General features: G+C 68.0%; 14 protein-coding genes. All 14 read left to right on the forward strand.

The annotated features are described in order from the left end of the window. Positions 1–47: 47 nt before the first annotated feature. Complete coding sequence (locus ASF72_RS07990; RefSeq protein ID WP_056597912.1) at positions 48–1,622, forward strand: ABC transporter ATP-binding protein; 1,575 nt, start codon at positions 48–50, stop codon at positions 1,620–1,622. After that, the gene (locus tag ASF72_RS07995; RefSeq protein ID WP_050684899.1) at positions 1,615–2,970 is read left to right on the forward strand and encodes an ABC transporter permease; all 1,356 of its coding nucleotides are present in this window, start codon (positions 1,615–1,617) and stop codon (positions 2,968–2,970) included. Before ASF72_RS07990 ends, ASF72_RS07995 begins: the two co-directional genes overlap by 8 nt. Beyond that, complete coding sequence (locus tag ASF72_RS08000; RefSeq protein ID WP_056597914.1) at positions 2,967–4,292, forward strand: ABC transporter permease; 1,326 nt, start codon at positions 2,967–2,969, stop codon at positions 4,290–4,292. The genes ASF72_RS07995 and ASF72_RS08000 overlap by 4 nt, the downstream gene beginning before the upstream one ends. A 5-nt stretch (positions 4,293–4,297) precedes the next feature. After that, positions 4,298–4,705 (forward strand): cytidine deaminase, encoded by a 408-nt coding sequence (locus tag ASF72_RS08005; protein ID WP_082178228.1) that lies wholly within the window; start codon positions 4,298–4,300, stop codon positions 4,703–4,705. Next, a complete protein-coding gene (locus ASF72_RS08010; RefSeq protein WP_056597916.1) occupies positions 4,702–6,021 on the forward strand; it encodes a thymidine phosphorylase in 1,320 nt (439 codons plus the stop codon). The genes ASF72_RS08005 and ASF72_RS08010 overlap by 4 nt, the downstream gene beginning before the upstream one ends. 6 nt (positions 6,022–6,027) lie before the next feature. Continuing rightward, complete coding sequence (locus ASF72_RS08015; protein WP_050684902.1) at positions 6,028–6,657, forward strand: DedA family protein; 630 nt, start codon at positions 6,028–6,030, stop codon at positions 6,655–6,657. Positions 6,658–6,877: 220 nt separating this feature from the next. Next, complete coding sequence (locus ASF72_RS08020) at positions 6,878–7,576, forward strand: DedA family protein (RefSeq protein WP_056598059.1); 699 nt, start codon at positions 6,878–6,880, stop codon at positions 7,574–7,576. Between the two features lie 39 nt (positions 7,577–7,615). Further along, positions 7,616–8,752: an adenosine deaminase gene (locus ASF72_RS08025; protein ID WP_050684904.1), complete on the forward strand. Its 1,137-nt coding sequence runs from the start codon at positions 7,616–7,618 to the stop codon at positions 8,750–8,752. Between the two features lie 100 nt (positions 8,753–8,852). Further along, a complete protein-coding gene (locus ASF72_RS08030) occupies positions 8,853–9,503 on the forward strand; it encodes a MazG nucleotide pyrophosphohydrolase domain-containing protein (RefSeq protein ID WP_056597918.1) in 651 nt (216 codons plus the stop codon). Positions 9,504–9,621: 118 nt separating this feature from the next. Continuing rightward, on the forward strand, positions 9,622–10,902 hold the full coding sequence (gene eno, locus ASF72_RS08035) for a phosphopyruvate hydratase (RefSeq protein ID WP_056597920.1): 1,281 nt from the start codon (positions 9,622–9,624) through the stop codon (positions 10,900–10,902). A gap of 124 nt (positions 10,903–11,026) precedes the next feature. Further along, entirely contained in the window at positions 11,027–11,662 is a 636-nt protein-coding gene (locus ASF72_RS08040; RefSeq protein ID WP_056597922.1) for an FtsB family cell division protein, read from the forward strand. 26 nt (positions 11,663–11,688) lie between these two features. Continuing rightward, a complete protein-coding gene (locus tag ASF72_RS08045; RefSeq protein WP_082484151.1) occupies positions 11,689–12,360 on the forward strand; it encodes a DUF501 domain-containing protein in 672 nt (223 codons plus the stop codon). Next, positions 12,357–13,304, forward strand: coding sequence for a Ppx/GppA phosphatase family protein (locus ASF72_RS08050; RefSeq protein WP_056597926.1), 948 nt, complete (start codon positions 12,357–12,359; stop codon positions 13,302–13,304). The genes ASF72_RS08045 and ASF72_RS08050 overlap by 4 nt, the downstream gene beginning before the upstream one ends. Before the next feature lie 2 nt (positions 13,305–13,306). Continuing rightward, positions 13,307–14,707, forward strand: a complete 1,401-nt coding sequence (locus tag ASF72_RS08055) for a S8 family serine peptidase (RefSeq protein WP_056597928.1) — start codon at positions 13,307–13,309, stop codon at positions 14,705–14,707. Positions 14,708–14,713: the final 6 nt, after the last annotated feature.

Consider the following 14,713-nt stretch of genomic DNA (forward strand, 5'->3'; position numbering starts at 1 on the left):
ATATCCCGTCCGGTCGATCACCGGACGCTTCGAGATTGGTCAGAGTTTTGAAACTTGAACTCAGAGGGATCACCAAACGCTTCGGCACCCTGATTGCCAACGACCACATCGACGTGGTGGTTGAGTCCGGCCAGATCCACTGTCTGCTCGGCGAAAACGGTGCCGGCAAATCCACCCTGATGAACGTCCTGTACGGGCTCTACGAGCCCAGCGAAGGCGAGATCCTCGTCGACGACAAACCCGTCTCCTTCCGCGGCCCGGGTGATGCCATGGCTGCGGGCATCGGCATGGTGCACCAGCACTTTATGCTGGTGCCCGTCTTCACCGTTGCCGAAAACGTGGCCCTGGGCGCCGAGCCCACCAAGGCGGCCGGCTTCCTGAACCTGGACGAAACCCGGCGCAGGATCCGGGAAATCTCGGACCAGTACGGTTTCGACGTGGACCCGGACGCCCTGGTGGAAGACCTGCCCGTCGGCGTCCAGCAGCGGGTGGAAATCATCAAGGCCCTGGTACGCAACGCCAGCGTCCTGATCCTCGATGAGCCCACTGCCGTCCTGACACCACAGGAAACGGACGAACTCCTGGACATCATGCGCCAGCTCAAGGCCGGCGGCACCTCCATCGTCTTCATCAGCCACAAGCTGCGCGAAGTGAAGGCCGTCTCCGATACCATCACCGTGATCCGGCGCGGAAAAGTGGTGGGCACAGCGGATCCCGCAGCCTCCACCACCGAACTCGCCTCCATGATGGTGGGACGTGCGGTGAGCCTGACCCTGGACAAGGAGCCGGCCACACCGCAGGAAACCACTTTCGAGGTCCGGGACCTGACGGTGATCGCCCCCAACGGCCAGCACATGGTGGACGGGCTCAGCTTCGACATCGCCCGCGGCGAGATCCTCGCCGTCGCCGGAGTCCAGGGCAACGGCCAGACCGAACTGACCGAGGCAATCCTGGGCCTGCAGGACAGGGTTTCGGGATCCGTCACCCTTGACGGCAAGGAACTCCTGGGCCGGTCCGTGAAGGACGTCCTCGGCGCCGGCGTCGGGTTTGTCCCGGAGGACCGCAAAGTGGACGGCCTCGTCGGTACCTTCTCCGTGGCGGAAAACCTGGTCCTCGACCTTTACGACAAGCCCCCCTACGCCAAGGGCATCAGCATGAGCCCGGCAAAGATCATGGAAAACGCCAAGGCACGGATCGGCGAATTCGACGTCCGCACCCCCTCCGCCGCTGCCGCCGCCGGCACCCTTTCCGGCGGCAACCAGCAGAAAGTGGTGATGGCCCGGGAGCTGTCCCGGCCGCTGCGCCTCTTCATCGCCTCCCAGCCCACCCGCGGCGTGGACGTGGGCTCCATCGAATTCCTGCACCGCCGCATCGTGGCCGAACGCGACCAGGGCACCCCGGTGATGATCGTCTCCACCGAGCTGGACGAGGTGATGGAACTCGCCGACCGCATCGCGGTGCTCTACAAGGGCAAGCTGGTGGGCATCGTCCCGGCCGGCACCGGCAGGGACGTCCTTGGCCTCATGATGGCAGGCATCGCCCCCGGCGAACACACCGCCAGCCCGTCCACGGGCACCCAGCCCGCCGCCACCGCCGACACCGAGGGAGGCGACCATGCCTGAGAATCCCAAACCCCAACACGCAGCCGGCGAAACGCCGGAAACCGCTCCGGAGCAGACCGCAGCCGCGGCCGCCGTGGACACCGCCGGCGGTGCCATGGAACCGTCTGCAGTCCCCGCCACCGCCCAAAGCGGGCAGCTTCCCGGCGGCCCGGACACCGTGCTCCGGAAAATCTTCACCGGCAGCGGGATGGTCTCCGTCCTGGCCGTCCTCCTGGCACTGGTCATTGGCGGCCTGTTGATCGCCAGCACCGACAAACAGGTCGCCGCCACGTCGACGTACCTGTTCGCCCGGCCCGCCGACTTCCTGGCTGCGGTATGGAACGCAGCCACCCGGTCCTACATCGCACTGTTCCAGGGCTCGGTGTTCAACCCGCGCGGTAACACCGCCGCGGCCCAGTTCGCGCCGTTTACCGAAACCCTGACCATCGCCACGCCGCTCATCACGGCGGGCCTGGGCGTGGCCCTGGCCTTCCGGGCCGGGCTGTTCAACATCGGCGCGCAGGGCCAGATCATCATGGCCGGCATCCTGGCCGCCTGGGTGGGTTTCGCCCTGGACCTGCCGCTGGGCCTGCACCTGCTGCTGGTCCTTGTGGCAGGCATCATCGGCGGCGCGGTGTGGGGCGGACTGGTGGGCCTGCTCAAGGCCCGCACCGGCGCACATGAGGTGATCCTCACCATCATGTTCAACTACATCGCCCTGTACTTCCTGCGCTACCTGCTGAACACCCCCGCGTTCCAGCGGCCGGGGGAGACCAACCCCATCTCACCCATCCTCGAAGCCAGCGCCGTGTACCCGCAGATCCTGGGCGGCCAGTTCCGCCTCCACCTGGGCTTTGTCCTGGCTATCGCCGCCACCGTCCTGGTGTGGTGGCTCCTCAACCGCTCCACCGTGGGCTTTGAGTTCCGGGCCGTGGGCGCCAACCCCAAGGCTGCCCAGACCGCCGGCATTAACGTCTCCCGCGCCACCATCCTGGTGATGGCCATCGCCGGTGGCCTCGCCGGCCTCTCCGGCGTGGCCCAGGTGGCCGGCACCGAGAAGGTCCTCACCGACGGCGTCGCCGCCACCTACGGGTTCGACGCCATCACCGTGGCGCTGCTGGGGCGCTCGACGCCGTGGGGAACCTTCGCGGCCGGCCTGCTGTTCGGCGCCTTCCGCGCCGGGGCCGTCCAGATGCAGATCCAGACCGGCACCCCTATTGACATCGTCCTGGTGGTCCAGTCCCTGATCGTCCTCTTCATCGCGGCACCGCCCCTGGTCCGCGCCGTCTTCGGACTGAACCCGCGGCGGAAGAAACCCGCCCGCGCCGCCAAGTCCCGCCGCGCAGCCACCACCGGAGGTGCCGCATGAGCACAACAGTTTCCTCACCCAACCCGGGTACCCCGCGGCCGGTAAACGCCGGACCGGGGGAGCGGGCAGCCGCGGTCTCCGCCAAACCCGTGGGCTGGCGCACGCCCGTCATCCTCGCCGCCTTCGCCCTGATCGCCCTGGTGTTTTTCGGGCTCATGGGTCCCAACCAAACGGCCAGCTTCGGCATCTCCACGGGCAGCGACTTCTTCCAGCTGCCGGCATTGGAGATCAACGCCTTCGCCGGCGGGCTGGTGCTGTCCATTGTGCTGCTGGCCCTGGCCGGCTATGCCGTCTACCTCAAGACCCAGGACCGGCCTGCCCCCGGCTGGCTCAACGTGGCCTTTATTGTCCTTTTCGTCGCAGCCTTCCTGATCTGGGTGGTGGGCGGTGCCCGCACCCCGGCCATCTCCCTGGCCGGCCTCATCGCCGGTTCCGTGACGCTGGCCGTGCCCCTGGTCTTCGGTTCCCTTTCCGGCGTGCTGTGTGAACGGGTGGGTGTGGTTAACATCGCCATCGAAGGCCAGCTGCTGGGCGGAGCCTTCACGGCCGCCATCGTGGCCACCATCACCCAGAACCCGTTCATCGGGCTCATCGCCGCGGCTGCCGCCGGCGCCGTGGTGTCCATGGTGCTCGCCGTCTTCAGCATCAAGTACGTGGTCAACCAGATCATCGTGGGTGTGGTGCTGAACGTCCTGGTCTCCGGCGTCACCGGCTTCCTGTTCAGCACCGTGATGCAGGCCAACAAGGCACAGTTCAACTCCCCGCCGGGACTGGACATCATCGAAATTCCGCTGCTGTCCGGCATCCCGATCATCGGGCCCATCCTGTTCCGCCAGTCCCTGGTGGGCTACCTGATGTACGCCGCCGTCCTGGTGGTGTGGGTGGGCCTGTTCAAGACCCGCTGGGGCCTGCGCGTCCGGGCCGTGGGCGAGCACCCGCAGGCCGCCGACACCCTGGGCATCAACGTCAACGCCACCCGGTTCTGGAACGTCACCCTCGGCGGTGCCGTGGCAGGCATCGGCGGCTCGTTCTTCACCCTGGTGGCCATCGACAGCTTCACCAAGGAAATCTCCGGCGGACGGGGCTTCATCGCCCTGGCCGCGCTGATCTTCGGCCGCTGGAACCCCATCGGGGCGTTCTTCGCAGCGCTGCTGTTCGGCTTCGCCGACAACCTGCAAAGCATCGTGACCATCATCGGCACCCCGGTGCCGAGCCAGTTCATGGCCATGCTGCCCTACCTGGTCACCGTCCTCGCCGTCGCCGGCCTGGTGGGCAAATCCAGGGGGCCGGCGGCCAGCGGCATCCCGTACGTTAAGGGTTGACGGCCGTGGACAACGGAACGGCGGTGGACTGGGCCGCCCTGGAGCAGGCAGCGGTGGCGGCCATGGGCAACGCCTACGCCCCGTATTCGAAGTTCCCGGTGGGCGCCGCGGCGCTCACCGCGGACGGCCGGATTGTCAGCGGCTGCAACGTGGAGAACGCCAGCTACGGCCTGACCCTCTGCGCCGAGTGCGCGCTGGTGGGCAACCTGCACATGAGCGGCGGCGGCCGGCTCCGGGCGTTCTATTGCGTGGACGGCGCCGGCAACGTGCTGATGCCCTGCGGCCGCTGCCGGCAGCTGCTCTATGAGTTCCGGGCCCCGGACATGGAGCTTATGACCACTCACGGCATCAAAACCATGGACCAGGTGCTGCCAGACGCCTTCGGTCCCGAACACCTGGAGGAAACCCGGTGACAGCGAACCGTACATCCGAAGCTTTCGACGCCGTTGACATCATCCGCGTCAAACGGGACAAAGGGACCCTGAGTCCCGAACAGATCGACTGGACCATCGACGCCTATACCCGGGGCGCCATCGCCGATGAGCAGATGGCCGCCTTGAACATGGCCATCCTGCTCAACGGCATGGACCGGACCGAAATTGCCCGCTGGACGGCGGCCATGATCGCCTCCGGCGAGCGGATGGACTTCTCCAGCCTCCGGCGGCCCGACGGCGGCCTGAAGTACACCACCGACAAGCACTCCACCGGCGGTGTGGGGGACAAGATCACTCTTCCGCTGGCACCACTGGTGGCCGTTTTCGGCGTGGCTGTCCCGCAGCTCTCCGGCCGCGGCCTGGGACACACCGGCGGCACCCTGGACAAGCTGGAGGCGATTCCGGGTTGGCGGGCGGACCTGAGCAACGCGGAGATGCTGGCCCAGCTGCAGGATGTGGGGGCCGTGATCTGCGCTGCGGGTGCCGGCCTGGCCCCTGCCGACAAAAAGCTGTATGCCCTGCGGGACGTGACGGGTACCGTGGAGGCGATTCCGCTGATCGCCTCCTCGATCATGAGCAAAAAAATCGCCGAGGGCACCGGGTCCCTGGTCCTGGACGTCAAGGTGGGCAGCGGCGCGTTTATGAAGGACGAGGCCACCGCCCGCGAACTCGCCGAGACCATGGTGGCGCTGGGCAAGGACGCCGGAGTCAACACGGTGGCCCTGCTCACCAACATGAACACCCCGCTGGGGCTGACCGCCGGCAACGCCATCGAGGTGGCCGAGTCCGTGGAGGTGCTGGCCGGCGGCGGCCCCGCCGACGTGGTGGAGCTGACGGTCCGCCTGGCGGAGGAAATGCTGGCCTGCGCCGGCGTCCACAACGCCGACCCGGCGGCGGCACTCAAGGACGGCCGGGCCATGGACGTGTGGAACCGGATGATCCGGGCCCAGGGCGGCGATCCCGCCGCCAGGCTGCCGGAAGCCAGGGAGTCCGATGTCATCTACGCCCCCGCCGACGGTGTGCTGGTGGAACTGGATGCCCTGTCCGTCGGCGTCGCTGCCTGGCGCCTCGGTGCCGGCCGCGCCCGCAAGGAGGACGTGGTCCAGGCCGGAGCCGGGGTGCGGCTGCACGCCAAACCCGGCGCCCTGGTGCGTGCGGGGGAGCCGCTGATGACGTTGCTCACCGACACGCCGGAACGGTTTGCCCGGGCCAGGGAAGCACTGGAACACGCAGTGGTCATCGCCCCGGAGGGCTCCCGGCCCGCGCAGCAGCTGATCATCGACCGCATCGCGTAGGGACCCATGCAGGCCATCAACGATTTCATCCTCGCCGCCGCCGGACAACCGTGGGTCCTGGTGCTGGTCCTGGCGTGCTGCATCATCGATGGCTTCTTCCCGCCCATCCCCAGCGAGTCCGTGGTGGTGGGCCTGGCCGCGGTGGCTGCCACCGCGGACGTGCCCAACCCCTGGCTCCTGGTCCTGGTGGCGGGCCTCGGGGCGTTTGCGGGGGACAATATCGCCTACCTGCTGGGGCGGAAGGTGGGCGTGCAGCGCTGGGCCTGGATGCGCGGACCCCGCATGCAGAACGCGTTCCGGTGGGCCGGCCGTGAGCTTCGCAAACGCCCGGCCTCGCTGGTGCTGGTGGCCAGGTTTGTCCCCATCGGCAGGGTTGCCGTGAACCTCACCGCCGGAGCCACCCACTACCACCACCTGCGGTTCGTGGGCCTGACCGCGCTGTCGGCCACGCTGTGGGCCGGCTACTCCGTGGGCATCGGCCTGTTTTTTGGCCAGTGGTTCGAGGACAACCACCTGCTGGGGGCGGCCATCGCAATCGTCTGCGCCGTGGCCCTGGGTGTGGTGGTGGACCTGGTGATCAACAAGGTCCGGCGCAAGGCCCCCATGGTGGAACGGATGCGCGAACCGGAGGCGTAGGCCCCGCGCGGATCAGCCCCTGGGTGGAGGAGCTCGTGCCCCGGATATCACCCGCTGGGACGACGCCGCCGCGGGGCAGGCCGGGATACCGTTGGAACAGGTGTTCCGGGGCCGGGGCGTAGCGAACGACGTCCCGGCCGTGGGACACTTATTGCGATTTCTGCCGACGTTTTCGGCGACTGTCCCTGAGGAGCAAGTCCGCGTGGATTTCCTGAACCAAATGCTCGAGTCAGCAGCCGAGCAGCCGTGGATTTATCCTGTGCTCCTGGTCTTCTTTTTTGTTGACGGCTTCGCCACCATCCTGCCCAGCGAAACCGCCATTGTTGGCCTTTCGGCGCTGTCGCTCCACACCGGGCAGCCTAACCTGTGGATCCTCGGGGCCACGGCCCTCGTGGGCGCCATGGCCGGGGACAACATGGCGTACATGCTGGGCAAAAAGATCGGCCTGGACCGCTGGAGGTGGATGCGCCGGCCCAAGGTGAAAAAGATGTTTGGCTGGGCCCAGTATGAGCTGGATAAACGCGGCGCCGTGCTGATCTTCACCGCCCGCTACATTCCCTGGGGCCGGGTGGCAGTGAACTATGTGGCGGGACAGACTGGTTTCCGGCACCGCACCTTCTTCTGGCTCGATGCCTTCGCCTGCGTCACCTGGGTGGGCTACTCGATCGGCATCGGGCTGCTCGCGGGCCAGTGGGTCCACCACAACCCGCTCCTCGGCGTTGGCATCGCCGTGGTCTTCGCCGTCCTGCTGGGCATCGTGATCGACCACGTGCTCCGCTGGTGGCACAAGCACCTGGCCCGCAACGACGCCCAGGGTGCCGACGCTGGAACCGATGGCCGCGGCGCCGGCGCCCCGGAGTCCGCCGGCGGATCCACCGGCATCCTGGCACCCACCCCGGGGGACGGCGCGGCCAAGTAGCGGCTGGCTTTGCATCTCCGGCCACCCTATGGTTGGAACGTGACTGAGCCTATTCTTGACGCTGCCCCTGCCCTCGATTTTGACCTGAAGAGCCTGCCCAAGGTTTCCCTGCATGACCACCTGGACGGAGGACTCCGTCCGGCCACCATCATCGAGCTGGCGCAGGCCGCCGGCCACACCCTTCCTTCCACCGATCCTGTGGCCCTGGGTGAGTGGTTCCGCGAGTCGGCCGACTCCGGATCCCTGGTCCGCTACCTGGAAACGTTCGACCACACGGTTGCCGTGATGCAGACCGCCGAAGGCCTGTTCCGGGTCGCCAAGGAATTCGTCGAAGACCTCGCGGACGATGGTGTGGTGTACGGCGAAGTCCGCTGGGCCCCCGAACAGCACCTGCAGCAGGGACTGTCCCTGGACGAAGCAGTGGAAGCCGTCCAGGAAGGCCTGGAAGCCGGCGTCGAAGCAGTCAGCGAAACGGGCCGGGAGATCCAGGTCGGCCAGCTGATCACCGCGATGCGCCACGCTGACCGCGGCCAGGAGATCGCCGAGCTCGCCGTCAGGCACCGCAACCAGGGCGCCGTGGGCTTCGACATCGCCGGCGCCGAGGACGGCTTCCTGCCCGCACGCTTCAAGGACGCCTTCACCTACCTTGCCCAGCACAACTTCCCCGCCACCGTGCACGCCGGCGAAGCCGCCGGCCTGGAGAGCATCCAGTCGGCACTGGTGGACGGCCGGGCCCTCCGGCTGGGCCACGGCGTGCGGATCGCCGAAGACATCACCGTGGAATTCGACGAGGACGACGACGCCGGGGACACCATCGGAATGGTGACCCTGGGCGACCTCTCCAGCTGGGTCCGCGACCGCGGCATCGCCCTGGAAATCTGCCCGTCCTCCAACCTGCAGACCGGCGCCATCTCCGGCTTCGGCGAGGGCATCGAGAGCCACCCGCTGGACATGCTGTACCAGCTGGGCTTCAACGTCACCATCAACACCGACAACCGGCTTATGAGCGGCGTTACGCTCACCGACGAGTTCGACCTCCTGGTGGAGACGTTCGACTACGACCTCGATGACCTGCTGGAACTGACGCTCAACGCGGCCGAGGCCTCCTTCCTGCCCCTCGAGGAGAAGGAAGCGCTGGTGGAGTACATCAACGACGCCTACGCCAACCTTGGCTGACCAGCACGCTGCAACGCCCGGCGGCTCCCCTGCGGGGGAGCTGCTGGCTGGGCACGAATTAGTCGGGATAATCGCCGCGCTTCGGGAGCACTGCCCCTGGATGGGCGCCCTGACGCACGCCTCCCTGGTGGAATACCTCCTCGAGGAGGCGTACGAACTCGCCGAGACCATCGAGGCGGGTACCCCGGCAGATTCGGGCCAGGTCGCGGAACGCGCGGCCCAGGCCGCGGGGATTGACGACGCCGAACTCTGCGGTGAACTGGGCGACGTCCTTTTGCAGGTGGTCCTGCATGCCCGGCTCGCGGAGGAGCGCGGCGCTTTTGCGTTCGACGACGTGGCTCGCGGCCTGGCTGCCAAAATGGTCCGCCGCAACCCGCACGTGTTCCGTCCCGACGGTTCGCTGCAGGACAGTTTCCCGGCCTCGATCGAGGAAATCGTCCAGACCTGGGACGCCGTAAAACGCACCGAACGGCCCGGCCGGGCCAGCCCGTTCGAGGGCATCCCGCAGGCCCTTCCCGCCCTGGCGAGGGCGCAGAAGTCCCTGGACCGCGCGGCACGCGCCGGACTCGCGCTGCCGCCGGCGGGGCCTGCCCCGCAGACGGAGGACGAGCTCGGGGACCTGCTGTTCGGCGTCGTCCGTTCCGCCGCCGCCGGTGGCCTGGACGCCGAACGCGCCCTGCGCGGTGCCATCAGGCGCTACCAGCAACAGGACGCCCCGGAACCCCGGCCCGCCGCCACACCCCTGCCGTGACGTCCGGGGGCTGGATAGGTTTCCGTAACCTGGGCCACTCTGGACTACGCTTGTCCGTGACGAGGACGTCAACATTTTCTGCAACATCCCCCGTTAATCGCCCATAAGGAGCAAATTCATGGCGCTTATCGATGCCATCCACGCCCGCGAAATCCTCGATTCCCGCGGCAACCCGACAGTAGAAGTTGAAGTCCTGCTCTCCGACGGCCAGATCGGCCGCGCAGCAGTTCCTTCCGGCGCCTCCACCGGCGAGCACGAAGCCGTTGAACTGCGTGACGGCGACAAGGGCCGTTACCTTGGCAAGGGCGTCCAGAAGGCCGTCGACGCCATCATTGACCAGATCGCCCCGGCCCTGACCGGCTTCGACGCCACCGACCAGCGCAGCATCGACCAGGCCATGCTGGACCTGGACGGCACCCCCAACAAGGGCAAGCTCGGCGCCAACGCCATCCTGGGCGTCTCCCTGGCCGTGGCCAACGCCGCCGCAGCCTCCGCTGACCTGCCGCTCTACAAGTACCTGGGCGGCCCCAACGCCCACGTCCTGCCCGTCCCGCTGATGAACATCCTCAACGGTGGCTCACACGCCGACTCCGACGTCGACATCCAGGAATTTATGGTTGTCCCGCTCGGCGCCGAGACCTTCTCCGAAGGCCTCCGCTGGGGCGTTGAGGTCTACCACGCCCTCAAGTCCGTCCTGAAGGAAAAGGGCCTGGCCACCGGCCTGGGCGACGAGGGCGGCTTCGCGCCGAACCTGCCGTCCAACCGCGCCGCCCTGGACCTGATCCAGGAAGCCATCCAGAACGCCGGGTACACCCCGGGCAAGGACATCGCCCTGGCCCTCGACGTGGCCTCCTCCGAGTTCTTCATTGATGGCGCCTACCAGTTCGAAGGCAAGGCCCTGACCTCCGCCGAGATGAGCGCCTACTACTCCGAGCTCGTGGCCGACTACCCGCTGGTATCCATCGAAGACCCGCTGGACGAGAACGACTGGGACGGCTGGAAGACCCTCACCGACGCCATCGGCGACAAGGTCCAGCTGGTGGGCGATGACCTGTTCGTCACCAACCCCGCCATCCTGCAGCGCGGCATCGACACCGGCACCGCCAACTCGCTGCTGGTCAAGGTCAACCAGATCGGTTCCCTGACCGAAACGCTGGACGCCGTCAGCCTGGCCCAGCGCGCCGGTTACACCACCATCACCTCGCACCGCTCCGGCGAGACCGAGGACACCACCATCGCCGACATCGCGGTGGCCACCAACGCCGGCCAGATCAAGACCGGTGCCCCGGCACGGTCCGAGCGGGTTGCCAAGTACAACCAGCTGCTTCGCATCGAAGAGGAACTCGACGACGCCGCACGCTACGCCGGCCGCAGCGCGTTCCCGCGTTTCAAAGGCTAGTAGCCGCGTAAACCAATAACCGGTGGCTATGGTTGAAAGACCATAGCCACCGTTGTTGTTTCAGCAGCACCCGTCCCAGCCCAGCCAGCGGCGACCCCGGCAGGCTGCGCGTTCCAGGAGTGTCATGGCCACCCGCCGTCCCAAAGTTCCCAAGGTCACCCCCTCCCGCCCAGCCCCGGAAACCTCCGACGGCGCAGACAACACCGCGTCCGGCACCCGGCCCGCGCAGGCCGCCACTAAAGCACCGGCCGGCAGCAGCAAGATACAGCCCGGCAGGCCCGGCCCCGCGGGTAAGACGCCGGGCAGTAAAGCTCCGGCAAGCGGCCGCACAGCCGCCGGCACATCAGCAGACCGGGACGCGGACCACCAGCCAGTCCCGGCCAAAGCGTTCTCCGGCAGGATGCTGGCCCTGGCCGTGGTGATGGTGGCCATTACCATCCTCCTGGCGCCAACGGTGAAGATCTTCTTCGATAAAAAAGCCGAACTGGATGCCCTGAACGCCGACATCGCCGCACGTCAGGCCGAAGGAAAAGCGCTGCGCCAGCAGGTCTCACGCTGGCAGGACCCCAACTACGTGAAGCAGCAGGCCCGCGACCGCATTAACATGGTTATGCCGGGCGAAACCGGCTACTGGGTGTTCGGCGGCGATGAGCCGGCCGGCGAAAGCAGCAGCGAACCCGGTGCAGCAACACCAGACCCCGCCGATCTGCCGTGGGTGGATTCCCTGTGGGAGTCCATCACGCGCGCGGCCACAGACTGAACCGCAACAGGAAGGACGGCCCGCGCATGGAACACCACACGGCAGCCGCCCGGGATGAAACCCGCCAACCATCAGCCCACGACCTTGACGTACTGAGCAGGCAATTGGGCCGCCCCGTCCGCGATGTTGTGGAAATTCCTGCCCGCTGCGTCTGCGGCAACCCGCTGGTGGCCGCCACGGCACCGCGGCTGGGCAACGGGACCCCTTTCCCCACCACCTTTTACCTCACCCACCCGGTGATCACATCCGCCGTGTCGCGCCTCGAAGCCAACGGCGTGATGATCGACATGAACGAACTCCTCGCCGCAGATCCGGAACTGGCCAGCGCCTACCGGGGCGCGCACGTACAGTACCTGGCGGCCCGTGACGCCATCGGCCAGCGGTCCGGCATCGGCCCCGTCCCGGAGATCGACGGAATCTCTGCCGGCGGCATGCCCACCCGCGTCAAATGCCTCCACGTCCTGGTGGGTCACTCGCTCGCCGCCGGTCCCGGAACCAATCCGCTGGGCGACGCCGCACTGGAACAGATCGCCGAATGGTGGACTGTTGAGAGGTGCTACTGCGACGGCGCCTGGGACACCTCCGGCCTGGCACCTTCGAAGGACCTGAGCCGGCACGGTCCGCAGGGTTTGCCGGACATCGTGGGCCGACCGGCGCCCGTCCGGAAGACAGCGCAGCAGCCGGGGGAGACCGCATGAGCCGCGTTGCTGCCATCGACTGCGGCACCAACTCCATCCGGCTCCTCATCGCCGACATCGACCGGACCAACGGCACCACCACCCTGACCGACGTGGTGCGCGAGATGCGGGTGGTCCGGCTCGGTGAAGGCGTCGATGCCACCGGCGAACTGTCACAGGCCGCCCTGGACCGTACTTTTGCCGCCACCGCCGACTATGCCCGGCTGATTGCCGGGCACGGTCCCGCCGCCGTCCGGTTTGTTGCCACCTCGGCCAGCCGGGACGCCAGCAACAGGGACGTCTTTGTGGCCGGCATCAGGGACCTGCTGGGCGTCGAACCCGAAGTCATTTCCGGCGACGAGGAAGCTGCCCTGTCCTTCGCCGGGGCCAGCAGCGTGCTGCCCGTCCTCGACGGCCAGGAAGTCCTGGTGGTGGACCTGGGCGGCGGCAGCACCGAATTCGTCCTGGGCACCGCAGCCGGCGTGACGGCTGCCGAGTCTGTGGACATCGGCTGCGTCCGCCTCACCGAACGCCACCTGCGCGCCGACCCGCCCACCGCCGGCCAGATCGCCGCCGCCCAGGCCGACGTGGACAACGCAATCGCCCTCGCGGGCCGGGACGTTCCGCTGGAACGCGCCACCGCCGTCGTGGGCGTCGCCGGGTCAGTGACCACCATCACCGCCCATGCCCTCCGCCTGGACGAATACTCGCCGGACGCCATCCACGGGGCGGAACTGCCCCTGGCCACCGTCCGCAGCGCCGCCGGCGACCTGCTGCAGCTCACCCGCGCCGAACGCGCCGCGCTGCCCTACATGCACCCGGGCCGCGTGGACGTGATCGGCGCCGGGGGACTGGTGTGGGCGCGGATCCTGGAACGCGTGGCTGAGCTGAGCGGCGGCCGGATCACCACCGCCACTGCCAGCGAGCACGATATCCTCGACGGCATTGCGCTGAGCATCGGCTGAGCATGCATTCATCTTTGCTCCGGGCGGGCGCCCCGCTCCGAAAAGCCACGTCCGCTGTCCTCGCCGTAGGCCTCGCGGCGTGCTTCCTCTGCGCCGGACTGGCCACCGCCGGGCCTGCCCGGGCCGACGACTGGCGCGACAAGCAATTTTGGCTCGCCGAATCGGGCATCACCAAGGCTTGGGAGGTTTCCAAAGGCGCCGGCGTCAAGATCGCGGTGATCGACAGCGGCATCGATGGCCAGCACCCGGACCTTAAGGGTGCGCTGGCGGGCGGGTATGACGCGTCCGGGTCCGGCGCCGCCAACGGGCAGAAGAGCGTCGGCGCCAAACCGGAGCATGGCACCCTGGTGGCCACCATGCTGGCAGGCCGCGGCCACCAGCCGCCGGTGGACCCCAGCGCCAGCCCCAGCCCGTCACCCAGTCCCACCCCGGCGAACCCTGCCCCGGACGGGATCATCGGCGTGGCCCCCGAAGCCCAGATCCTGTCCGTTTCCACCTGGCTGGGATCCGCCAACCCCTCGGGTAAGAGCGACCAGGACCAGATCCCCGAAGCCGTCCGCTGGGCGGTGGACAACGGCGCCAAGGTCATCAACATCTCCCTGGGCAGCACCACCCCGCAGTGGCCCCAGAGCTGGGACGCGGCGTTCCTCTACGCCGAACAAAAGGACGTGGTGATCGTGGCGGCCGCCGGTAACCGCGTGGGCGGCAACACCCAGGTGGGTGCGCCTGCCACGATCCCCGGCATCCTCACAGTTGCCGGGCTGGACCGGGACGGCGTGGCCAGCGTGGATGCCTCCTCCCAGGGCATCAGCATCGGCGTGGCAGCCCCGGCCGAGGACCTGCTGGGCGGCCTGCCCGGCGGCGGCTACACCGAATGGGCCGGCACGTCCGGCTCCACACCGATCGTGGCCGGCGTTGCTGCCCTGATCCGCTCCAAGTGGCCCGCCATGACCGCCAAGCAGGTCATCAACCGCATCATCACCACGGCCAAGGATGCAGGCGCGCCCGGCAAGGACCCGCTGTACGGCTACGGCATCCTCAACGCGGAGGCTGCGCTGAAGGACACGGTTCCGGAAGCCAGCAGCAACCCGCTGGGCTCCATCGCCGAATGGATCAGGGTCCACCGGCGCGGGATCCCCGCCACCCCGGCCCCTGTGGCCACCGCGGAGGTGCCCAGCGCGGCACCCACGCTGCCCGAAGCGAAAGTACCCGCAGCCGTGGCGCCCTCGCAGCGGGACACCGCCATTGGCGCCGCCGTCGTGATCGGGTTTGCCCTGCTCATTGTGTTCATCATTGCTGCCGCCGTCATCCAACTGCGCAGGACGGCCAGGAATCCCGCCCTGCTGCGGGAGGAACCTGACACGGGCACCATGGAACGGGTTGATTCGGGCCGGAAAACGTAGCATTTC

Origin of the sequence: Arthrobacter sp. Leaf141, assembly GCF_001424565.1 — a bacterium.
Taxonomy (GTDB): Bacteria; Actinomycetota; Actinomycetes; order Actinomycetales; family Micrococcaceae; genus Arthrobacter.